The sequence below is a fragment of the Amycolatopsis sp. QT-25 genome (assembly GCF_029369745.1).
Classification (GTDB): domain Bacteria; phylum Actinomycetota; class Actinomycetes; order Mycobacteriales; family Pseudonocardiaceae; genus Amycolatopsis.
On the sequence record NZ_CP120210.1, the window covers coordinates 6,677,186 to 6,699,248 of the forward strand.

A 22,063-nucleotide genomic window follows, 5' to 3' on the forward strand; every position below is an offset into this window, starting at 1 on the left:
GATGAACCGGTACACGGTGGGCGGGACAGGTCACAGAATTGTCGGGCCCCCTCGCTAGTCTCGCCCCTCTCATGACCTGGGGAGGTGCCCGTGCCGCGATTCGGCGTGCTCGGACCGTTGACGATCGAGAGCCCGTCCGGGCGGCGGACGACGCCGCGCGGCGATCACCAGCGTGCCCTGCTGGCCGTCCTGTTGCTGAACGCGAACTCGCCCGTCCCGGTCGACGCCCTGGTCGAGACCCTCTGGCCGGAAACGCCCCCGAAGTCGTACGCCTCGAATCTGCACACGTATGTCTCCCGTCTGCGTGCCCGCTTCGCGGGGCTGGAGATCGAGCGGGACCCACACGGTTACCGGCTGGTGGTCGAGCGCGGCGACCTCGATCTGCTGTCCTTCCGCGAAGCCGCCGCGGCCGGGAAGGCGGCGGCGCGGGCGGGCGATCCGGCGGCGGCCGCCGGGCACTACCGCCGGGCGCTGGCGGAATGGCGCGGACCGGTCCTGTCCGGGCTGCACGTCCCCCGGCTCGACGCGGACGTCGCCCGGCTCGAATCGGAGCGGCTCGCCGCCTTCGAAGACTGTGTCGACGCCGAACTGTCCGACGGCAGGCACGCCGAGCTCACCGGCGAGCTCCAGGCGATGATCACCGAACATCCCCTGCGCGAACGGCTCGCCGCACAGCTGATGATCGCGTTGCACCGCGCCGGGCGGCAGGCCGATTCGCTGGCCGTCCATCGCGATCTGCGGGCCACCCTCGTCGAGGAGCTGGGGGTGGAACCCGGCGCCGAGGTCCGCCGCGTGCACGCCGCCGTGTTGCGCGGGGAGGATCCGGTGCCGGCGGTCAAGCCGGCGCCGGTCTTCCCGATCTGCCAGCTGCCGCCGGACATCGCGGATCTCGCGGGCCGCGAGGACGAGATCGCGGAACTGTCCGGGCTGCTCGGCGACGGCGCGGGTGTCCCGGTCGCGGTGATCACCGGCCAGCCCGGCGCGGGCAAGTCCACCCTCGCGGTCAGCACCGCCCACCGGCTCCGCCGGTCCTTCCCGGACGGGCAGCTGTTCGTCCCGCTGGCCGGCGCCTCCACCCCTCGCGACCTCGCGACCGTCCTCGGCGACCTCTTGCGCGCGCTGGGCGTCACCGGCCCGGCCATCCCGGACGACGTCGAAGCCCGGGCGGCGGTGTACCGCGGGCGCCTCGCCGACCGGCGGGTCCTCGTGGTGCTCGACGACGCCGCGAGTCCCGACCAGGTCCGCGCCCTGCTGCCGGGAACCCCGGGCAGCGCCGTCCTGATCACCAGCAGGCGGCGGCTTTCCGGGCTCGCCGGAGCGGAGCGGCTCGCCCTCGCACCGTTGTCCGGCGCCGAGGCGCTGGCCCTGCTGGCTCGGCTGGCCGGACGCGACCGGGTGGGCGCCGAACCCGCGAACGCGGAGCGGATCGCCAAGGCCTGTGGCAATCTCCCGCTGGCGCTGCGGATCGCCGGCAGCAGGCTCGCCATGCGGCCGGGGCTGGCGCTCGGGAAGCTCGCCGGGAAGCTGGAGGACGAGGTCTCGCGCCTCGACGAACTGCAGGTCAGCGATCTCCAGGTGCGGGGCAGTATCGCGTTGAGCTATCAGGCGCTGAGCCCGGCGGCGCGCCGCGCTTTCCGGTTGATCGGCCGCAGCCGCACCCTCGACCTTCCCGCGTGGGCGGTGTCGGCCCTGGTCGACGACAGCGCCGACGAGGGCGCGGACGAGGCCATCGACGAACTCGTCGAGGCCAGTCTCCTCGAAGCCACCGGTCTCGATCCGACGGGTGAGCAGCGGTTCCGCGTGCACGACCTGGTGCGCGTGTTCGCCACGGAACTCGGCCGGGAACTGGAGACCCGCGCCGAGCGGGTGGCCACGGTCGCGAAGGTGTCGGACGCGGTGCTGTGCCTCGCCGACACAGCGGCCCGCCGCCTGCCGAGGACGGTGCCGATGCCGTTGTCGGATCACGACGTTCCCGTGCAGCCCCTGGCGGGCGAACTGGTCGAGCGGCTGCTGCGCGACCCCGGCACCTGGTTCTCGGTGGAGCGGGCCAATCTGGTCGCCGCCGTCTCGTCGTTGTGCGCCGTCGGCTGGCTGCGGAAAGCGTTGCGAATACTGGAAAGACTGAGCGCGTACCTGTATTTGCACAGTCATTACACCGATATGCGGACGGCGTACGAGACGTTGCGCGACGCCGCCCGTGAGGCGGGTGACCGGCACATCGTGGTCATCGCCGAGGCGAATTTGGCGGTATTGCAGCATGTTCGCGGCGAGTACGAACGCGCCGTCGAGGGCTACCGCGAATGTTCGAGGGAATTGGCGGAGCTGGGCGACCTGGCCACGCGGGCGTGGGTGGAGACCAATCTGGCGCACAGCCTGGTCGGCCTCGGCCGGGCCGGGGAATCGCTGCACGCCGCGACCCAGGCTCGCGAACTGTCCACTGTGGAGGATTCCGGAACCCACGCCAGGCGAGCGGAATCCGCCGCTCTGCACAGGCTGGGGAAGATCTCCGAGGCGCTGGAAATCGACCGCCGGATTCTCGTCCAAGCGCGTGAAAGCGGCGACGAACGCCAGCTCGGTGTCGCCCTGCAAGGTCTTTCGTGGTCGCTGATGCTCGACGGGTGTCCCGCGGAGGCACTGGAAACGATCGAGGAATCGGTCCGGGTGCTGCGCCGGACGACGGCGAAATCGGCGCTGGCGAAGTCGTTGCGCACCCAGGGCGCCATCCTCGCGGGCGCCGGACGGCGTGCCGGCGCGGTGAAGGCCTACGAGAACGCGCGTCGGCTGGCCGGAGCGCTCGAAGAGCGGCCGAGGGAGCTTTCCTGCACGCGGGCGATCGCCGCGAGCTGGATCGGCGACGGCCGGGCCGATCGCGCGATCCCCGTGCTGCGCCGCTGTCTCGACGAATTCCGGGCCATGGGCGGGAAACCCGCGACAGGCCTCACCCTGCACGTGTTGCGCAGAGCGTACGAGGCCGTCGGGGAAACGAAAGCGGCCGAGGCGGCGGGCGAAGAGGCGAAGCGATTGGAAGTCCCCCACGACGCCAACGCTTCGACCCTTGTCCGGTTGCTGTTGTCGCTCACCGAACCCGCCCCGGCCTGACCGGGTGGTGCCCGACCCCTCAGACGGGCACCACCCGGAAATCTCCATCACTCGGAAGTCACCATCACTCAAGGTCGCCATCACTCGAGGTCGTCGCCATCACTCGAGGTCTCCATCACTCAAGGTCACAGCGCGGCGGCCTTGTCTCACGCCGCTAGGCGGAGAGCCAGGTCAGCGTGATCACCAGCACACCGCCGGCCGTGGCGTCCCACACCGGCGGCGAGGCCGGCCCGAGTCGTGCGACCGCGACCGCGGCGAGCGGAGCGGTGGGGCGCGCGGAGACCGGCACCCGGTAGGCACGCCCGCTCGCCCGCGTCGGGATGAGAAGTCACTACTGCTGCTCCTTGGCTATCGACCTCCGGGACGAGCCGACACCAAGCGCCGGGTCACCCCTTCGGGTGATAGTTACGGAAGCCACCACACGGAACGCACACACTTCGGCCCGGCGAGACCCGCAATTCGGCACCTGGTCGCGGTCCTTGCCCGGGCAAGGACCGCAACCAGGTGCCGAATTGCGGGGAGGGAGTGGGCTAGCAGGTGCCGGCGGTGGCGCGGAACACCTGGGTGCGCTCAGCGGAAAGCGGCCGCACGCGGACGGCGGGGTCGGCGGCCGGGAGCCACACCGACTGGCCGCGACGGAGTTCGACCTGCTCGCCGTCGTCGGCCGTGACCAGCAGGCTGCCGGCGGTGCACAGCAGGATCTGCGGGCCGACGTCGTGGACGGCGACCTCGCCGCCGTCCCCGGCCTCCCATTCGATCCGCGACAGCTCGAACTCCGGCGCGTCGGTGCGGTACACCGAGAGCCGCCGGTCCGAGGCGGTCTTTCCCGCCGAGGGCCCGCCGGCATCGCCGCACTCGCCGCGCTGGACCGGCATCTCGCCGCACGCGAAGTCGACGACGCGGAGCAGCTCCGGCACGTCGACGTGCTTGGGGGTCAGTCCGCAGCGCAGGATGTTGTCCGAGTTCGCCAGGATCTCGACGGCGGTGCCGTGCAGGTACAGGTGGAGATTGCCGGCGGGCAGGTAGATCGCCTCGCCCGCGCTGAGGGTGAGCCGGTTGAGCAGCAGCGCCGCGAGCACCCCCGCGTCCCGCGGATGCGCTTCGCCGAGTTCGAGGATGGTCCGGCATTCGACGTCGAACTCGCCGCGTTCCCGGACGTGTTTCACACACGAATCGAGGACCTCGGGCAGCAGTTCGTCGAGCGCGGCCTGCGGCAGCGTGATCCAGGTGGTGAACAGCGCCCGCAGTCCGGCCGGGTCCGGCTGTGCCTCCAGCAGCACCGCGTACTTCGCCAACCCCGGCGTTTCGATCGCCTTCAGCAGCGACATCGTGCGTTCCGGGGCACGGAAGCCCGCCAGCGCGTGGAACTCGGTCAGCGCGCAGACGAGTTCCGGTTTCGCCGTCGGATCCGGGTAGTTGCGGTTCGAGGCGTCGCGCGGGATCCCCGCCGACTCCTCGCGCGCGTATCCCTCCGCCGCCTGCGCGGCCGAGGGGTGCGCCTGCATCGAAAGCGGCTCTTCGGCGGCGAGGATCTTCAGCAGGAACGGCAGCCTGCCGCCCCAGCGTCCGGCGCAGGCGGTGCCGAGCTGGCCGACCGGATCGGCTTCGACGAGCTCCAGCAGGCTCCGCTCGGTGCCGTCCGGGCCGATGACGTGGGACGGGTCACCGGGGTGGGCGCCCATCCACAGCTCCGCCTCCGGATGCGGCGCCGGCACCGGTCGCCCCAGCAGCTCGGGGATCGTCGTTCTCGACCCCCACGCGTAGGGCCGCACCGCATTGCGCAGCAGCTCCACTGTCACCTCAACTCCTCGCCGGGCACGGGTGGTGCCGGCCCTCATTGCCTACGTCGCGCCCGGGATTCACGCCGTCGCGGGCGTGTACCTCCCGGCGCCGCCGATGCTGCCGACGGCCAGCCCCAGATAGACCGCGGCCAGCTCGAAACGCAGCGCGAGAACGGCCGCACGCACGATCTCGTCCGTTTCGATCTCTTCGGCCGGGGCGAGCACATCCGCACCGGGTAGCAGGTCTTCCGCCTGATAACGGGCCGCGTCCGCGGCCGGTCCCGTCCGCACCGAGAGGAGCAGCACCCTCGGCGCCGAACCGCTCCCCTCCTCCGGGTCCGCGAAGATATCGCGATCCCGGCCGCCGGACAACGCCGCCCGCCGCAACGCGGGCCTGGCCAGTGCCTGTCGGTAGTCCGCCGCGTCACAGACGACGGCGGCGTGCGCGGCGAACGCGTGGGCCGCGTGCTCGGCGACGGCGACCGCGACCGGGTCCAGCCCCCACAGCAGTGGCTGCCGCTCGGCCATCTTCAGCGCCATCGCCTTGGCCGGGTTCGCGAACGAATCCCTGGCCAGGTAGTCCTTCTCGGCTTCCGCGTCGAGGTGGTCGGCGAGCTGCTCCAGATCGGCCACGAGCAGGCCGAGCGCGTTCGCGGTGAGCAGGGCCGCGGCGAGCCCGCGCGGGAAGGCCATTTCCGGCGGGACCGGGAGCCTCGGGGCGAGCAGCAGACCCTTGCCCGCGACGGCGGCCGCGACCGGTCCTTCGGCGGGCGCGGACAGCACGACCGTCGCCCCGAACCGGGCAGCCCGTTCCAGGGAGGCGGCCAGCTCGCGATCACCGGCGTCGTCGGTGTGCGCGAAGACGACGTCGAGTGCGCCGATCCAGCTCGGCACCACCTCGGCGACGACCACGGGCACCGGGCACGACGGGGTGAGGAGCGCGCCGATCATCCGGGTCAGCGTCCGGCTGACGCCCGGCCGGTCGATCAGCACGAGCGACCGCGGGCGGCCGACGTCCAGGCGATCGCTCAGCTCGAGTTCGGCCGCGGCTTCGGCCGTCGCCCGGACCTGGGCGCCCGCCATCGCGGCGGCACGGAGAAGCCCCGCGGTGTCGGCCTCGGCCAGCCTCGCGGGATCGTCGAGCAGGGAATCGTCAGGGGCCGTCGGCATGATCGCCATCCGGGGTCGTCGGCGCGGTGGCTTCGTCCAGCAACAGTACCGGGATTCCATCACGGACCGGATACACCCGACCGCACTCGGTGCAGGTCAGTGCGTCGGCCTCCGGGTCGGCCGTCGTCCCCGGCCGCAGCGGCGCGTGATCGGGGGACGGGCAGGCCAGGATCTCCAGCAACTGTGCGTCGAACGTGACGGCCATGGTTACTCCCTACCTGTGGGACGTCGCTCTGGGTGTGTTCACGCCACCTTCGTCACCCACGGACGATCGCCAACACGTCTTCGGTCAGCGCCCGGACGGCCTCGGCGTCGGCGGCCTCGACGTTCAGGCGGAGCAGCGGCTCGGTGTTGGACGGGCGCAGGTTGAACCAGCCGCCACCGGGCAGCTGCACGGTGAGCCCGTCCAGTTCGTCGATTTCGACGCCGTCGCGGGCACCGAACGCGTCCTTGACCGCCATCATGCGCGCGACCTGGTCGTCGACCGTCGAGTTGATCTCACCGGAGGCCGCGTAACGCGAGTACTCCGCCGTCAGCTCGGACAGCGGGCCCGTCTGCTCGCCGAGGGCGGCGAGGACGTGCAGCGCGGCCAGCATGCCGGTGTCGGCGCGCCAGAAGTCGCGGAAGTAGTAGTGAGCGGAGTGCTCTCCGCCGAAGATCGCGCCGGTCTTGGCCATCTCGGCCTTGATGAACGAGTGCCCGACCCGGGTGCGCACCGGCTTGCCGCCGTGCTCGGCGACGATCTCCGGGACACCCTTCGACGTGATCAGGTTGTGGATGACGGTGCCGCCCGGCTCCTTCTCCAGCTCCCGGATCGCGACGAGCGCGGTGATGGCGCTCGGCGACACCGGCTCGCCGCGCTCGTCGACGACGAAACAGCGGTCCGCGTCGCCGTCGAAGGCGAGACCCGCGTCGGCGCCTTCTTCGCGCACCTTCGCCTGGAGGTCGACGATGTTCTTCGGGTCGAGCGGGTTGGCCTCGTGATTCGGGAAGTTTCCGTCGAGCTCGAAGTACATCGGCACGACCTCGATGGGCAGGCCCGCGAAGACCGTCGGGACGGTGTGGCCGCCCATGCCGTTGCCCGCGTCGACGACGATCTTCAGCGGGCGGCTGCCGGACAGGTCGACGAGTTTGCGCAGGTACGCCGCGTAGTCCGCGAGGACGTCCTTCTCGGTCACCGCACCGCGCTGGCCCGCGAAAGCGGGCACGCCCTGCTCGACGGTGTCGCGGATCTCCGCGAGACCGGAGTCCTGGCCGACCGGGGCGGCGCCGGAGCGGCACAGCTTGATGCCGTTGTACCGCGCCGGATTGTGACTGGCGGTGAACATGGCGCCCGGCAGGTTGAGCGATCCGGACGCGAAGTACAGCTGGTCGGTGCTGGCGAGGCCGATCGACACGACGTCGAGGCCCTGCGAGGTCACGCCGTCGGAGAAGGCGGCGGACAGCTCGGGCGAGGAGTCGCGCATGTCGTGGCCGATGACGATCGCGTCCGACTCGGGTTTGATCAACAGGGCGAAGGCCGAGCCGAGGTCGCGGACGAGTGCCGCGTCCAACTGCTCACCGACCACGCCGCGAATGTCATAGGCCTTTACGATGCCCGAAAGGTCTGGCACGCCTGCTCCCCGCCAATAGTCTCGTTACAACGCCCTCTGGCGCGCTCGAAAGCCTACCGGCGAGCCCCTGTGTCAGGCTCGGCCGGGCAGGACGCGCAGGTGGCCGCGCCTGCCGGAGGGTCCCTCGGGTTCAGGCTCGGGCGCGGGCTTGTCGGAGCGGCCCGCTTCACGCACGGCCTCGGCCAGCGCGGTCAACTCGTCCGCCGACGGGTCCGGCGCGGCGAACGCCCCTTCGTGCCGGACGACCTCCCAGCCCTTGGGCACGGTCAGCCGGAGAGCGTGGGCTTCGCAAAGGTCGTAGGAGTGCGGCTCGCTCGCGGTGGCCAGTGGGCCCACGACGGCTGTCGAATCGCTGTAGGCATACGTGAGCGTGGCGACAGCGGGTTCGAGACAACCCGTTCGCGAACACTTTCGTACGCTCCGCACGATCGAGAACGATAGCGCGTCGCGAGCCGGGCGTACCGGCGACACGCGCTTTGATTCGCCGAGCGCGTACCCTTCGGTTCGTGGCGACGGCTCGTGATTCCCGACAGCGACGGCGGATGCGCCGGGACCGGCACGGCCGGGGCCTGCGCGGAGCGCTGTATCCGTCGACCCTGCCCGCCGCCGCCAGCAGGGCCGAAAGGTTCGACGCGCTGGTGCTGGACGCGCTCGAACCGATCGAAGCGCGGTGGCGGCACGAGCTGACGAAGCTCGACGTCGCCGTCGACGACGTCCCCGAAGTTCGCTCGGATGGCGCACCGACCGGCGTGGACGGTGTGTTGCACGACGGAGCCGTCCCGCTGTCGCGGCTCGTGCCCGCCGGCGTCGACCGCGCCGGCCTCCCGACACGGGCCCGCATCGTCCTCTACCGACGCCCCCTCGAAGCGCGCGCGAAAGACCCCGGCGAACTCGCGGAACTCGTCCACGACGTCCTGGTCGAACAGGTCGCGGGCTACCTGGGCGTCGAACCCGACGTCATCGAAGGCGAATAGCCCTCACCCTCCGCACCCAGCCCTACCCCAGCCCCCGCCCTTCCCGGGGGGGCGTCCCCAGCCCGGTCTATCGCGCGGTGGGGCGGGGACCTGCGGAAACGGCGTGGAAGCGCCGAGTTGTCCACAAGGAGGAAAGGCTGTGGACAACTCCTCGGCGCCGGAAGAAGCGCTGCGGAAGGGGGCACCAGCCCTCACCGCGAGAAAGCGCTCACGAGACCGGGGAGCGCCGCCGCGTAGGCACAGCCGTCAGCAACGTGAACAGCACCGCGGCCATCTGCGCCAGCAGCAGCAGGTTCCGCGTGGTGCCCTGGTGCTCCACCACCACTTCCGAAGGCGTGGGCGGCACCGAGACCGCCACCTGGTGCCCCCAAGCCCGCACGATCGGCACGGCTTTGCCGTCCACACTCGCCCGCCAGCCCGCCTCGAACTCCGCGGCCAGCACGAGCAGCCGCCCGGTCGGCCCCTCCGACACGCGCACCCGCACGTCCGGCAGCCCGGCCTGAACCGGAGCCACCCCCGGCGAAGCACCGGGAGCACCCTTCCCGGTCACGGCGGCCTGCGCCAGTTCCGGGGAGAGCAACGCCACCTGTCCACCGTCGGGGACCAGGCGAAGCACCGGGCGTCCGTCCGAAGTCGGCGCCGCCGGGGCGACCAGGTCGCGCGCGAGTCCGACGAAAGCGCCGCCGTCGGCACCGCTCGGCAGAACGACATACGAGACCCCCGAGGCCAAAGCCGCCGCGAAAGCCTGGTGGACCGCGTCCGGAGAGCCCTGGAGCAGGTCTCTCCGCCATGAGGCCAGCCGGTCGGCGCTGCCGGGTGTCGGGGCGAGTTCGTCGTCACCGTAGAGCGGCAACCGCCCCCCGGTCTGCCGCACCGGCTCGGCCGAGGAACCCACCACCAGCACCGAACGCCCGCTCGCGGCCAGCTCCGCCGAAATCGCCGGATCCAGCGAAGGACGCTCACCCGACCGCAGAGGGCCTTCCCGCCCGGCGACGACCGCACCGGTCGCCAGCGCGAGCAGCACCAGCACCCCGGCCACTGCCGTGAATTTCACCAGCCACGGCGCGGGGTCGACACCGGACCCACCCCGCTGCCACGTCGCCAGCACCGTCCACGACAACCCCGCGCTGATCACCAGCAGCGGCACCCCGGCGTACCCGGTCGTGTGCGCGCCGCCCGACATCGGCGTCACCGCCACGAACCGCACCGCCACGAGACCGAGCACCCCCAGCACGACGACCGCGACACCGCCGGCCGCGCCCTTCGTCGGGCGGACGACCAGCGCGACGATCGCGGCCGCGACCAGCGCCACGCCGATCGGCCAGGCACCGGGGCCGCCCGGATCCAGTCCGGCGAGGTCGGCCCCGGACGCGGCCGGGACACCGCCGCCGAGTCCGTGCAGCAGCAGTTCCGGATGCCGCAGCAGCACACTCGGCCACGGCAGCAGCAACGCCAGCGGCAGGAACACCACGATGCCGACCGACGCGATCCGCCGCGCGAGCCCGGTCGGCGAAGGCAGCACCACGAACCCGAGCACCAGGCCGACCACCGCCAGCGCGTGCCCCAGCGGCGAGAAGGCGCCGATCAGCGCCAGCCCGATCGCGCTCAGCGCGGAAACGTGCAGCCATCGCGAGTCCGCGCGGACCAGCAGCCCCACGATGCCCGCGATCACCAGAGGCAGCAGCAGGTGCACGACGACGACGTCGAGTCGTCCCTGGGCGACCGAAGCCGTGGCCGCGGGCAGCACGCCGTACGCCGCCGCGACGACGGCTCGAACCCAGCGACGCACGCGAAGGTGCCGAGTGGCGGCGTACGCGCTCAAGGCGGCGAGCGGGATGTCGGCGATCAGCAGGATCGCGACCAGCGCCGCGGGTCCGCCGATCGGCGTGAAGAGCGCACCGAGGGTGCCCAGCACCGGCAGCGTCGCGGGCGCGGGACTCGCCGTCCCGCCGTCGACCGCGTGCCACGGCGCGAGATACGACGACCAGATCTCGCCGAGCCCGCCGACCGGCAGCAGCCTCCCCCCGAAGAGATCCAGGCCCAGCCGGGAACCGTTGATCACCAGCGCGAGCGCCGTCAGCACCACGAGCACGATCACCGGCGGCGCGAACACGGTCGCGCCGAGCACGCGCTTGCGGTCGACCTCGACGAACACGAGTTCCGGTTCCGGCCGCCGCCCGCCGTCCCGCGGCACCGGCGACGGTTTGAGCCCCTCCGAAACGGGTTTCTCGGGAACAGCGACCGCGACGACCGCGCTGGGCCGCCGCAGACCGGTCCCCCGCGAGCCGACCCCGCGCATCGCGCCCGCGGGCAGCGCGCCGGGTCCGATCGGGCGATCTTGCCCGGACTTCACCGCCTCCGGCGGGATCCAGGCCCCCTTCCGATCCGCGCTTTCGGGCACCGTCCCGAGCGCGAAATCGCGTTCCACACCGCGCCGGACGAGACCGACGACACCGGCGCGGACGGCGTTGCGCAGCCGCGTCGTGCGCCCGGTGAACAGACCGCGGACGCTGCCGGTCGCCGTCCGGCGTTCGGCGCGGGCCGCGCGCAGCCCGCCGCGACCGCGCAGCAGGTACCAGGTGGCCGCCAGTTCCGCCCCCGCCTCGCCGGTGCGCCGCAACAGCAGGAACGCCAGCGCCCGCAGCACCGCGAAAACCGGAATTCGAAAAAGACCGAACCACAAGGACGGTGCGGAACAGTTGACGAGGAACACCCGGAGCCCGTGCGCGCGGTTCGCCGTCGCGAGGGAAAGGCCGAGCGCGTCCGGTTCACGCTGTCCGGTGCTGAGCGCGCGGGCGTGCCGGAGCCGGGCCGCCGGCACCGAAAGCACGCGGCCGCCCGCGGCGTTGGCCCGCCAGCCGAAGTCGAGATCCTCGCGCAGCAAGGGAAATCCGGAGTCGTAGCCGCCGAGGTCATGCCAGACTTCCCGCCGCACCAGCGATCCCGCACTCGGTACGGCGAGCACCACGGTGTCGGTCTCGTCCGGTGAGATCTGCTGCCGGTGGCCGATGGCGTCCGTCGACAGTCCCGCTTCGACGATGAGCCTCGGGTCGCTCCAGTCCACCGCGAGCGGACCGAGCACCGTCGCCGCGGGCTCGTTTTCGGCCGCTGCCAACAGCTTTTCGAGACAGTCGGGTTCCGGCGCGCAGTCGTCGTGCAGCAACCAGAGCCAGCCGCCGGGATCACCCCAGCGTTCGATGGCGTGCTCGACGGCCTCGCCGACGGCGGCGCCGAAGCCGACATCACTGGAAAGTGTGAGAATTCCGTCCAAGACCGGAGCCTCGCCGACCGACGCCGCGTCGGCGAGGATCTTCGCCGTCCCGTCGGTGGATCCGGTGTCGACCGCGAGGACGTGCCGCGGCCGGACACCACTGCGCCGCAGCGCGGAAAGCGCCAGGGGCAACCAGTTTTCGCCGTTGTGACAGACCACAATGGCCAGTACGGGGACCGTGCGCGGCACAGGTGACGCGGCAGTGCGAGACAACGGGCACTCCAGATGTGGCGGCGAAGTCGGGTGCCGCCACCCTACGACGCGACCCTGTCACCCGTTGGTGGCCCCACTGGATGGAGGCGGGCGGAAGCGATCTCCGGCACCCGAGGCCACCGGAGATCGCCGTCACACAACTCGCTTTTTCAGTTTCCTACGCTCACGTTCGGAGAGCCCGCCCCAAATACCGAACCGCTCGTCATGTGCGAGGGCGTACTCGAGGCACTCGTCCTTCACCTCGCAACCGAGGCAGATCCGCTTGGCTTCGCGGGTGGAGCCGCCCTTCTCCGGGAAGAACGCCTCCGGGTCCGTCTGCGCGCAGAGGGCCCGTTCCTGCCAGTCCTGTTCTTCCGCGGAGGCATCGTCGAAAAGCTCGGTGAGATCGCCCAGTTGCTGCTCCGGGACCTCACCCCAGCCCACGACTTGCCCCCATTCCCTTCCATCTGCTTCCAACCGCACGTCCGCCTCCTCGCTGTCCACGCACTCCCCAGGCTGGCGGTGTTGAAACACCATCCGCCGCCCCCTTCCAGCGACGAATGACATCACTGTGATTACACCCGTGTAGTGCGGTCAGGTCAAGCGGAGTAGCGAGTTCGGGGGATACCCGCGCCTCATCGCGCAAGGGGACACGCCGAGAACTTCACATCGGGCATACGGAAGACTGGAGGGGTGCAGAGATCAGCAGTGCGGCCAAGCCCGATCTTCCTCGGCATCCTCGCGGTCACCGTCCTGGGCGGTGTACTGGCGGCTTTCGGTGACACGACCACTATTTCCAGCCAGAAGTACGACCCGCTCATCATCACCGGCGTCGTCCTGCTCGTCGCGGGCGGCTGGGTCGCGTCACTGACGCTCCACGAGTTCGGTCACGCGCTCGTGGCGTTCCGCGGGGGTGACCACAGCGTCGCCCACAAGGGTTACCTGTCCATGGACGTCCGGAAATACACGGATCCGGCACTGTCCATCATCCTGCCGTTGGTCTTCCTCTTCATCGGCGGCATCCCGCTGCCGGGTGGCGCGGTCTGGATCGAACACGGGCGTCTGCGGTCGCGCGGTGTCCAGTCCTGGGTGTCGCTCGCCGGACCGCTGAGCAACCTCGCCGTCGGCGTGGTGCTGACGCTTCTCGTCACGCTGGTGCCGATGTCGTCCGGTCTCGTGATCGGGCTCTCGTTCCTGGCGCTGCTCCAGATCGTCACGTTCATCCTGAACATCCTGCCGATCCCCGGTCTCGACGGCTGGGGCGCGATCGAGCCGTACCTTTCGCCCGGCGCGCGCGAGTTCGGCGCGAAGGCCCGGCCGTGGGCGCCGCTCGTGCTGTTCGCCGTGCTGTTCCTCGTGCCCGGGGCCAGCTCGCTGCTGTGGCAGGGGTCCTACGCGGTCTTCGACTCCGTCGGAGGGTTCACGCTCGCCGCCCAATACGGACAAGACGCGTTCATGTTCTGGAAGTGAGCGGTGACTCGCCTTCGGGATGCCGGGTGAACCATTCGTGCGCCCGCTTCCAGACGCGTTTGAGGCCGGACCGCTCGGCGAGGTAGTCGCCCGCCATCCCGACCACCGGAAGCTTCCCGAGCGCACGGTGGAAAAGACGGCCACGAGGCCGCTTCTCGAGTTCGTCGACGATGCCCAGCAGTCCCCGGCCGAGCCGCCACAGCGTGCCGGCGGCCGCCTTCAGGGTGATCTTGCCGTGCTTCTTCTTCGCGTCGTCGAGTTCTTCGGTGAGCTTCGCCGCTTCGTCGTCTTCGGCGACCTTGTCGTGTTCGGCGTGTTTGCCCGCCGCGATCACGGGATCGATGTCGCGTTCGAAGAGCACCCACGCGATCAGCCGGACCCGTGCGCCGACGTCGGTCACGCCGTATTCCCCCGCGATCGCGCACAACAACATCCCCTGCGCCGCCGAGCCGAGCGCGTCCTGTATCGGCAGCCGGTCGGCGAGCACGCCGCCGAGACCGGGGATGGCGGTGATCAGCGCGGTGAACCGGCCGACCCGGTTCACCCACCAGTCGGTCCGCTGATAGTTCGACATCTCGGCCCACGCCGCGGTGCCGGGCACCTTGACCGAGGTGATCCCGTTGAGCAGCTTGTCCTTCAGCTTCGGTTCGACGCCGTCCAGATCCTCGTGGCGGCGGCCCCTGGCCTGCAAACCGAACGGATCCGCGTCACGCAGCGCGTCGACCATCGGCCCGCAGGCCCGGACGAACGGCCGCAGCACCGCCACGACCTGGCGGTCCGAAATCGCTTCACCCACTGCTGACTCCCTTCGCGACCTTCGCCGCACTGCCCAGACCGCCACCCAGCGCCAGCGCCCCCGGCAGCGCCCCGCCGCCGATCAGCAGCAGTGCGCGCCAGTCCTGTATCAGCACCAGATCACCACCTGGTCCGGTCACACCCACCCCGAGTACGACTAGTACCCAGACGAGCAGCGGAATCACCGAAAAGGAGGGCCGCACCACTTTCGCGGTCGTCCGCACCAGCAACGGGGTGGTGACGACCGCGAGCACCACGGTCACCGGCATCGGGAAGTCACCGAACTTCGGCAGCACGATGCCGTCGAGCCGAAGCGGGAGGAAGAACAATTCGAGTACCCCGAGCACCAAGGCGTCGAAGGCCAGCAAAACGAGCAGCAGGCGCTGCCGCGAAGTGAGCGGCTGTGACGGCTGTGACGGCTGTAACGACGGTGAAGACACGGTCACCGCGCGAGTCCCCCGAACAGATCGGCCGCGGCACCTTCGGCCGGTCCGTGGGCGAGCACGAAGTACTCGTTCGGGGTGATCGGCTGCGCGACGTCGTTGCTCAGCGCGAAGTGATCGGCGAGGGCAGGCGCGGCGGGCACGCTGACCTGGGTCGCGTGCGCCCGCAGCGCGGCGGCCTTCGCGGGAATGTGCGCGCCGACGTCGAGGACGGTCGTGATGGTCTCGTCCGGTGTCACCGGCAGTTCGCCGTCTTCCGGGACGCGGAACGACGAGCGTCCGCGGAGCGCGGCGAGCCCGGCAGCGACCGCGTCGCGAGAAGAAACCGTGTGGAAGACCCGCTCGACCGACCCGGCCTTCGGCGCCGCGGCCATGGTGACCTCGTGCGCGCGGATGTGGTCAGGATGCCCGTAACCCCCGAAGGCGTCATAGGTGACGACGACCCGGGGCCGGACCTCGTCCAGGATTTCCGCGAGCTGAGCCGCCTGCTCCCCGAGGTCACCGCCGGAGAACGCGCGCGGATGGGCCGCGGACGGCGTCCCGGCCATCCCCGAATCACGCCAGCGGCCGATGCCACCGAGATACCGGTGCCTGGTGACGCCCAGCGCGGCGCACGCCGACGCCAGTTCGCCCGCGCGATAGCCGCCGAGCTGATCGGAGGCCCACGAACCGAGCCCGTCGAGGGAAGGCGGGATGATCTCGCCTTCCTCACCGAGCGTGCACGTGACGACAGTCACTTCGGCGCCTTCGGCCGCGTAGCGCGCGATGGTGCCGCCGGTGGTGATGCTTTCGTCGTCCGGATGGGCGTGCACCAGGAGCAATTCGGACCGGTCGGAGATCACGGCTTGAAGACTAATTCGAACACGGCGCGCTTTCCTTTATAGGGTGTCGGGAACGGAAGGCCCGAGAGCACCGACCTTAGTCGGGCGACTCTCGGTTATCCTCGCGCACGTCCGAGGCACTCTTCACCGCCGAGGGCGCGTTGACACCGTCATGGCCGATGCGCCGTGACCATATGTACCCCCACGAAGGGCATCTTGGTGAGCACTGAAGCAGCATCGTCGGACCTCGGCGGCGTGTCGGGTTCGGTTCTGTCCATCTCCGACCTGAGCGTCTCGTTCCCGACCGACGACGGCGTGGTCGACGCCGTCAAGGGCATCGGATTCGACGTCAAGCCGGGCGAGATCGTCGCGGTGGTCGGCGAGTCCGGTTCCGGCAAGTCGGTGACCTCGATGTCGGTGCTCGGGCTGCTCCCGAAGACGAGCCGGATCGCCGGCGAGCTTCGCCTCGGCGAGCGCAACCTGGCCGACCTCAAGGAGAAGGAGCTCCAGGAGATCCGCGGCAACCAGGTCGCGATGATCTTCCAGGAGCCGATGACCGCGCTGAACCCGGTCTACACCATCGGCTGGCAACTGCGCGAGGCGCTCCGCTCGCACCAGGACATCTCGAAGGAAGCCGCCGACAAGCGCGCCATCGAGCTGCTCGAAATGGTCGGCATCCCGAACCCGCCGCTGCGCTTCAAGCAGTACCCGCACCAGCTCTCGGGCGGTCTGCGACAGCGCGTCGTCATCGCGATGGCGATCTCGTGCGACCCGAAGGTGATCATCGCCGACGAGCCCACCACGGCCCTCGACGTCACCGTGCAGGCGGAGATCCTCGGCCTGCTGCGGAAGCTGCGCGACACCCTCAACACCGCGATCGTGCTGATCACGCACGACATGGGCGTCGTCGCCGACCTCGCCGACCGCGTGGTCGTGATGTACCAGGGCAACATCGTCGAGCAGGCGCCGGTGCGCGATCTGTTCGCGTCGCCGCAGGTGGAGTACACCCGCAAGCTGCTCGCCGCCGTTCCCGTGCTCGGCCAGCGCCCGGAAGGACGCCGCCTGCTCGACGACTCCGGTATCTCCGCCGACAGCGACGAGGCCTCGAAGATCGCCGAAGAGATCCGGCTCGAAGACTCCGAACTCGCCGCGGTGATCGAGGAGAACGCGCCCGCGCTCGAAATCAAGAACCTCGTGCTGGAGTACCCTGGCCGCCGCGGCCAGGCGAAGAACCGCGCGGTGGACGACGTCTCGCTGAGCATCGCCAAGGGCGAGATCGTCGGCCTGGTCGGCGAGTCCGGTTCCGGCAAGTCGACGGTCGGCCGCTGCGCGATCCGCCTGCTGTCCCCGACCGCGGGCACCGTGTCGATCGCGGGCAAGGACATCACGAACATGTCGAACAAGGAGCTGCGCCCGCTGCGCCGCTACTTCTCGATCGTGTTCCAGGACCCGGCGTCCACCCTGGACCCGAAGATGACCATCGGCGAGTCGATCGCCGAGCCGATGGTGCTGCACAAGTTCCTGCAGGGCAAGGCCCTGAACGAGCGCGTGGCCTCCCTGCTGGACAAGGTCGAGCTCGGTGGCCACTACCGCAACCGGTACCCGCACGAGCTGTCCGGCGGCCAGCGCCAGCGCGTCGCCATCGCGCGGGCGCTCTCGCTCGACCCGGCGCTGCTGATCGCGGACGAGCCGACCTCGGCGCTGGACGTGTCGGTGCAGGCCCGCGTACTGGACCTGTTCCTCGACCTGCAGCGCTCGCTGCAGTTCGCCTGCCTGTTCATCAGCCACGACCTCGCCGTCGTCGACCTGCTGGCCGACCGCGTCGCGGTGATGCAGTACGGCAAGCTGGTCGAGGTCGGCACGCGGGACCAGGTGCTGCACTCGCCGCGTGAGGACTACACCCGTCGTCTGCTGTCGGCCGCTCCGGTCGCGGACCCGGTGCTGCAGGCCGAACGGCGTGCGGCCTGGGAGGCGGGCAAGCTGGCCCCGGTGGCCGACTGACCCTCAGCAGTACGTCAAGGCCCCCTTCACCGCGTCTGACGCGGTGAAGGGGGCCTTGACGTAGCTACGGCACCGCGTGTCCGGAGCCGGATCACGCGTGTTTGAAGCCGTAACTCGCGTGCTCAGAGCCGTAACTCGCGTGCTTGAAGCCGTATCTCGCGAGTTACGGCTTCAAGCACGCGAGTTACGGCGGGAAACACGCGAGTGACGGCTTTCCGCCCCCGGGCATGAAACGCGTGAAGGTCCCCTTCTTCCGGCTGAGCCGGAAGAAGGGGACCTTCACGCGTTAAAGAGGGCCTTACGCCTTCATGCGGCGCTGGCGCGGGTCGAAAGCGTCCCGCAGGCCGTCACCGATGAAGTTGATCGTCAGCGAGATCAGCACCAGCACGACGAACGGGCCGAAGAACAACGCCGGCCGGTTCTGCAGCTGCGAGTAGTTCTCGAGGATGACGCGGCCGAGCGAGGTGTCCGGCAGCTGCACCCCCAGCCCGATGAACGACAGCGCCGCCTCGATCAGCACGGCCTGCGCGATCGCGAGGGTCGCGTTGACCGTGATGAGGCCGACCATGTTCGGCACCAGGTGCTTGAACACGATGTGGAACGTCCCGGCGCCGGACGCGCGGGCGGCGTCCACGAACTCGCGCTGGGACAACGACATCGATTCGGCCCTGGCGATCCGCGCGATCGGCATCCAGCCGAAGGCCGCCAGCACCATCGCGACGATGTACCAGCTACCGCCGCCGAACACCTTCGCCAGGATGGCGGCCGCGGCGATCTGCGGGACGATCAGGAACAGGTCCGTCACGCGCGAGATGGCCGAGTCGGTGAAACCGCGCAGGTAGCCGGCCATGGCGCCGAAGACGGTGCCGATGGTGGTGGCGACGATCGAGACGATGAGCGCGATCAGCAGCGAGTACTGGGTGCCGCGCAGGATCTGCGACACCATTTCCTTGCCGACCTGCGTCGTGCCGAGCGGGTAGTCCCCACTGGGCTTGGCGAAGGACGGGAAGGAGCTGTCCTCGTAGCTGTACGGCCAGAAGATCGGCATGATGAGGACGATCAGCACGAGCAGCAGCAGAATGCCCGTGCAGACCATCGCCAGCTTGTGCCGGAGGAACTTCCGCAGGACCAGCTTGCCCTGGCTCCGGGGTTCGGGCAGTGCCTCGTCCGGAAGCTTGCCATCGGCGGACTTGGGGTCTTCCGCCGCGATAAGGGAGTTCAAGTCAGCCAACGCGAATCCTCGGGTCCAGGATGCCGTACATCAGGTCGGCGATCAGGTTGGCGACGATGATGCTGCCGGCGATGAGCACCAGCCACCCCATCATCACCTGCGTGTCGCTCTTGGTCACGGCTTCGACGAGCAGCTTGCCCATGCCATTCCAGTTGAACACCGTCTCGGTGATGATCGCGCCCGAGAGCACGGCACCGAAGTTGACGGAGAACAGGGTGGTCACCGGGATGAGCGCGTTCCGGAAGGCGTGGCGGAAGATGACCCGGCCGTTGGCGAGTCCCTTGGCGCGCGCCGTCCGCACGTAGTCCGCGTTCAGCGTCTCCAGCATCGAAGCGCGCTGGAACCGGCTGTACGCGGCGAAACTGATCGCCATGATGGACAGGGTCGGCAGCAGGTACGCACCGACGTAACTGGCCAGGAAACCGCCTGGACCGTCGAAATTCAGCGATTCCGGGCTCGTCGTGCGGATCCACGGGTTGCCGAGCACATCGGACAGTCCCAGATCCCGGACCCAGCCGTTGAACTCGATCGCGTAGCCCTTCAGCACGATGGCGACACAGAAGATCGGCATCGAGAACAGCAGGAAGGCCAGCGTGGTCGCGACGTAGTCGACGATCGAGTACTGCTTGACCGCCGCGACCACACCGACGAGGACGCCGAGGACGAGCGCGAGGATCTCGGCTCCGACGACGAGCTTCAGGGTGACCTCGAACGCGGCCATGACCTTCGGGAACACCGGGGCCTGCGCGTTGCCCTGGGCGATGGAAACGCCCCATTCCCCGGTGACGAAGTTGCCGAGCCAAGTGAAGTACCGGGGCACGATGCTCTGGTCCAGCCCGAGCTGCGAGGCCATCTGCGCGATGGCCTCCTTGCTCATGGCCGGGTTGCTCTTCATCTCGGCGAGCGGGTCGCCGGTGCCGGCGACCATGATGAAACACAGGAAAGTCCCGACCAGAAGGACGGGAATCGATATCGCCAGACGGCGAAGAATGTAGATCACCAGGTTCAACGAACTGCTCCTCATCCGGGCCTGGTCGCCGAAGTGCTGGACCGCTGCCCGGTTGTCCACCGTAGTGGCGGTAACCCTACGGTCAACAGCTACTTCCGGCGGGTACGGGGGCCCGGCTTGTGGCCGGACCCCCGTACCACCAGGATCGCTTAAGCGAGTGGTGAAAAAGCGGGGCGTGAGCCCTACTTCTTCTGCTCCCACTCACCGGCGTTCCACAGGACACCGTTGTACGACTGCATGTAAGTGCGGTCGATGCCCTTGAACGCCCACATGGACGGGACCTGGAAAAGCGGCAGGGACGCGTACTCGTCCGCGATCGCCACGTCGGCCTTCTGGTAGTTCTCCACCTGGGCCGTCTCGTCGGTGGCCTTCACGGCCGCCTCGAAGGACTGGTCGATCGTCGGGTTGGACAGCCCCTGGTAGTTCTGGCTGCTGTCGTCGACACGGGTGATGTAGATCGATTTCGCCTCGGCCTTGAACGGCTGCTGCGACCAGGCGAAGAGCGCGGCGTCGTAGTCGCTGGCCGCGAGACGACCGCCCTTGAGGAAGTTGGCGTCCTGGTCGTCGGTGATCTCGATACCGGCGGCCTTGGCCTGGGAGATGATGATCTCGACGGTCTGCTGACGGCGGGCGTTCTGGTTGTGCGAGATCTTGAACGCCGCCCGCTGGCCGTTCTTGGCGAAGATGCCGTCGCCGCCCTTGACCCAACCGGCGTCGGTCAGCGTCTTGGCCGCCGCCTCGGCACCGAGACCGGCCTTGCTGCCGTACTGGTCCTTGAAGCCCTGCTCACCCGGGAAGAACACGATGCTGTTCAGCGGGGTCGCGTCGGCCTGAACCTCCTTGAGCAGCTTGTCGGTGATCTCCTGGCGGTTGACGACCTCGAAGAACGCCTTGCGCAGATCCTTGTCCTTGAACATGCGCCCGTAGTTGAGGTCGATGTGCTCGAAGCTCAGCTGCGAGGCCGAACCGTAGGTGACGCCCTGGGCACCGAGGTTCTTCATGGTGCCGGCGGCGGTGGCGTCGGGCTGGGTCGAAGCGGCGATGTCGATCTCACCGTTCTGCAGCGCGGTCGCCATGGCCTTGGTGTCCTCCATCGCCTTCACGACGATCCGGGAGGGGCCACCCTTTCCACCGATCCAGTTCGCGTTCTTCTCGAGCGTGACGGCCTTCTGGTTGGCGTCGAACGCGGTGATCTTGTACGGGCCGGAGGCGGGCATGATGTCCGCCTTGAAGCCCTTCCAGCCGTTCGTCCAGAACTCGCCTGCCTTCTTCAGCTCGGCCGCGTCACTGGTCGGGGTCAGCTTGGTGACGTCCGCGACGCCGGTCTGCGCCTCGAGGACGTGCGCCGGCATCAGGGCCGGTGAGCCGAAGAGGCCCTTGTAGTCGAGGTACGGCTCGGTGAACTTGGTCTCGAAGGTCAGGTCGTCCTTGCAGGTCGCCTGGTCGATCAGCTGGTAGCCGGTGGTCGAAGCGGCCAGGAAGGCCTGCTTGCCGTCCGCGGTCTTGGCCTTGCCGCTGTGGGACAGCCAGGCCAGGTAGAAGTCGTCGCAGTCCCAAGCCTGACCGTCGGACCATTTGACGTTCGGCTTGATCTTGTACTCGACGACCTGCGGCGACTTCGACGTGACGGTCCAGGAGTCCAGCACGTCGTTGTTCATCAGGACCTTGTTGTTGCCGTCGAGCACCAAGGAGCCGGAGAGCACAGCGGTCAGGACGTAGTTGTTGTACGACGTGTTGGTGTCGGGCGTGTCGTTGTTGTAGCCCGAGTACCCGTCGTCGATGCCCACCGTGACGGTGCCTTCGTACCCCGGAACGTCCGCGAGCTTGAAGTTCTCGCCGTTCTGCGCCTTGCCGAGCGCCATGGTCTTGATGTCGGTCGTCGACCCGTTCTGGTCGGTATTGCCGCTGTCGCCACCGCTGCATGCACTCAGCACGAGCGCGGAGGCCGCGACCAGCGACCAGGCGGAGACTGCCTTGGACTTCCTCATGAAGTGTGCCCTCCTAGCACTGGGTTCCTGAGATCGGAACAGGACCCCACACCGCTCCGGTGAGATGGCCCGGAGCTTATGACACGCCAAGCAACACTCATTTGGCGCACTGCGGGTGCACGCTAGAAAGGAAATGCACTAACAGTCACCAGTTACCGGACGATCGTGACCAAAGGGTAACTTGCGGCCGACATCGAGAAATAGC

Annotated in this window: 18 protein-coding genes; 4 read left to right on the forward strand and 14 right to left on the reverse strand. The window is 69.3% G+C overall.

All coding sequences use genetic code 11. The annotated features are described in order from the left end of the window. The first annotated feature begins 90 nt into the window (after window positions 1-90). Window positions 91-3,099 carry an AfsR/SARP family transcriptional regulator gene (locus P3102_RS31165; protein ID WP_276364039.1) on the forward strand — a complete coding sequence of 1,003 codons (3,009 nt, stop codon included), beginning with the start codon at window positions 91-93 and terminating at the stop codon, window positions 3,097-3,099. Window positions 3,100-3,253: 154 nt separating this feature from the next. Here P3102_RS31165 and P3102_RS31170 read toward each other — a convergent pair whose 3' ends face one another. From P3102_RS31170 to P3102_RS31195, 6 genes are all read right to left on the reverse strand, one after another. Next, a complete protein-coding gene (locus P3102_RS31170) occupies window positions 3,254-3,388 on the reverse strand; it encodes a hypothetical protein (RefSeq protein WP_276364040.1) in 135 nt (44 codons plus the stop codon). 241 nt (window positions 3,389-3,629) lie between these two features. Next, on the reverse strand, window positions 3,630-4,892 hold the full coding sequence (gene manA / locus P3102_RS31175; protein ID WP_276371430.1) for a mannose-6-phosphate isomerase, class I: 1,263 nt from the start codon (window positions 4,890-4,892) through the stop codon (window positions 3,630-3,632). Between the two features lie 66 nt (window positions 4,893-4,958). Beyond that, window positions 4,959-6,050: a hypothetical protein gene (locus tag P3102_RS31180; protein WP_276364042.1), complete on the reverse strand. Its 1,092-nt coding sequence runs from the start codon at window positions 6,048-6,050 to the stop codon at window positions 4,959-4,961. After that, window positions 6,034-6,255, reverse strand: a complete 222-nt coding sequence (locus P3102_RS31185) for a Trm112 family protein (RefSeq protein ID WP_276364044.1) — start codon at window positions 6,253-6,255, stop codon at window positions 6,034-6,036. Before P3102_RS31185 ends, P3102_RS31180 begins: the two co-directional genes overlap by 17 nt. A gap of 52 nt (window positions 6,256-6,307) precedes the next feature. Next, window positions 6,308-7,663: a phosphomannomutase/phosphoglucomutase gene (locus P3102_RS31190; protein ID WP_276364045.1), complete on the reverse strand. Its 1,356-nt coding sequence runs from the start codon at window positions 7,661-7,663 to the stop codon at window positions 6,308-6,310. Window positions 7,664-7,735: 72 nt separating this feature from the next. Next, window positions 7,736-8,089: a DUF3499 domain-containing protein gene (locus tag P3102_RS31195; RefSeq protein ID WP_073848429.1), complete on the reverse strand. Its 354-nt coding sequence runs from the start codon at window positions 8,087-8,089 to the stop codon at window positions 7,736-7,738. A gap of 116 nt (window positions 8,090-8,205) precedes the next feature. Between P3102_RS31195 and P3102_RS31200 the strand changes: the two genes are divergently transcribed. Next, the gene (locus tag P3102_RS31200) at window positions 8,206-8,637 is read left to right on the forward strand and encodes a metallopeptidase family protein (RefSeq protein ID WP_007028954.1); all 432 of its coding nucleotides are present in this window, start codon (window positions 8,206-8,208) and stop codon (window positions 8,635-8,637) included. Between the two features lie 208 nt (window positions 8,638-8,845). On the opposite strand, the gene P3102_RS31205 is transcribed toward P3102_RS31200, so the two are convergent. Both P3102_RS31205 and P3102_RS31210 read right to left on the reverse strand, forming a co-directional pair. After that, window positions 8,846-12,121 carry a glycosyltransferase family 2 protein gene (locus P3102_RS31205; protein WP_276364050.1) on the reverse strand — a complete coding sequence of 1,092 codons (3,276 nt, stop codon included), beginning with the start codon at window positions 12,119-12,121 and terminating at the stop codon, window positions 8,846-8,848. A 132-nt stretch (window positions 12,122-12,253) separates the two neighbouring features. Beyond that, window positions 12,254-12,637, reverse strand: coding sequence for a WhiB family transcriptional regulator (locus P3102_RS31210; RefSeq protein WP_346660147.1), 384 nt, complete (start codon window positions 12,635-12,637; stop codon window positions 12,254-12,256). Window positions 12,638-12,808: 171 nt separating this feature from the next. On the opposite strand from P3102_RS31210, the gene P3102_RS31215 reads away from it, so the two are divergent. Beyond that, entirely contained in the window at window positions 12,809-13,570 is a 762-nt protein-coding gene (locus P3102_RS31215) for a site-2 protease family protein (protein ID WP_276371435.1), read from the forward strand. On the opposite strand, the gene P3102_RS31220 is transcribed toward P3102_RS31215, so the two are convergent. The 3 genes from P3102_RS31220 to mshB are packed head-to-tail and all read right to left on the reverse strand — an operon-like array spanning window position 13,554 to window position 15,650. Further along, window positions 13,554-14,366, reverse strand: a complete 813-nt coding sequence (locus P3102_RS31220; RefSeq protein WP_276364051.1) for a hypothetical protein — start codon at window positions 14,364-14,366, stop codon at window positions 13,554-13,556. The two genes, P3102_RS31215 and P3102_RS31220, sit on opposite strands and share 17 nt — an antisense overlap. Then, window positions 14,359-14,811, reverse strand: a complete 453-nt coding sequence (locus tag P3102_RS31225; protein ID WP_276364053.1) for a hypothetical protein — start codon at window positions 14,809-14,811, stop codon at window positions 14,359-14,361. Before P3102_RS31225 ends, P3102_RS31220 begins: the two co-directional genes overlap by 8 nt. Beyond that, a complete protein-coding gene (gene mshB, locus P3102_RS31230; protein ID WP_276364055.1) occupies window positions 14,808-15,650 on the reverse strand; it encodes an N-acetyl-1-D-myo-inositol-2-amino-2-deoxy-alpha-D-glucopyranoside deacetylase in 843 nt (280 codons plus the stop codon). Before mshB ends, P3102_RS31225 begins: the two co-directional genes overlap by 4 nt. 198 nt (window positions 15,651-15,848) lie before the next feature. On the opposite strand from mshB, the gene P3102_RS31235 reads away from it, so the two are divergent. Further along, window positions 15,849-17,630: an ABC transporter ATP-binding protein gene (locus tag P3102_RS31235; RefSeq protein WP_276364056.1), complete on the forward strand. Its 1,782-nt coding sequence runs from the start codon at window positions 15,849-15,851 to the stop codon at window positions 17,628-17,630. Window positions 17,631-17,928: 298 nt separating this feature from the next. On the opposite strand, the gene P3102_RS31240 is transcribed toward P3102_RS31235, so the two are convergent. The 3 genes from P3102_RS31240 to P3102_RS31250 all read right to left on the reverse strand — a co-directional run bounded on the left by P3102_RS31240 (window position 17,929) and on the right by P3102_RS31250 (window position 21,858). Then, complete coding sequence (locus tag P3102_RS31240; RefSeq protein WP_276371437.1) at window positions 17,929-18,852, reverse strand: ABC transporter permease; 924 nt, start codon at window positions 18,850-18,852, stop codon at window positions 17,929-17,931. A 1-nt stretch (window position 18,853) separates the two neighbouring features. Next, window positions 18,854-19,870 carry an ABC transporter permease gene (locus P3102_RS31245; RefSeq protein WP_276371439.1) on the reverse strand — a complete coding sequence of 339 codons (1,017 nt, stop codon included), beginning with the start codon at window positions 19,868-19,870 and terminating at the stop codon, window positions 18,854-18,856. Window positions 19,871-20,052: 182 nt separating this feature from the next. Then, complete coding sequence (locus tag P3102_RS31250) at window positions 20,053-21,858, reverse strand: ABC transporter family substrate-binding protein (protein ID WP_276364058.1); 1,806 nt, start codon at window positions 21,856-21,858, stop codon at window positions 20,053-20,055. Window positions 21,859-22,063 lie beyond the last annotated feature (205 nt).

What these genes read in the sequence shown, in the direction of transcription:
- P3102_RS31180 (WP_276364042.1), bottom strand. Translation starts at nt 6,050, where the DNA reads ATGCCGACGGCCCCTGACGATTCCCTGCTCGACGATCCCGCGAGGCTG.
- P3102_RS31185 (WP_276364044.1), bottom strand. Translation starts at nt 6,255, where the DNA reads ATGGCCGTCACGTTCGACGCACAGTTGCTGGAGATCCTGGCCTGCCCG.
- P3102_RS31200 (WP_007028954.1), top strand. Translation starts at nt 8,206, where the DNA reads ATGCGCCGGGACCGGCACGGCCGGGGCCTGCGCGGAGCGCTGTATCCG.
- P3102_RS31210 (WP_346660147.1), bottom strand. Translation starts at nt 12,637, where the DNA reads ATGGTGTTTCAACACCGCCAGCCTGGGGAGTGCGTGGACAGCGAGGAG.
- P3102_RS31250 (WP_276364058.1), bottom strand. Translation starts at nt 21,858, where the DNA reads ATGAGGAAGTCCAAGGCAGTCTCCGCCTGGTCGCTGGTCGCGGCCTCC.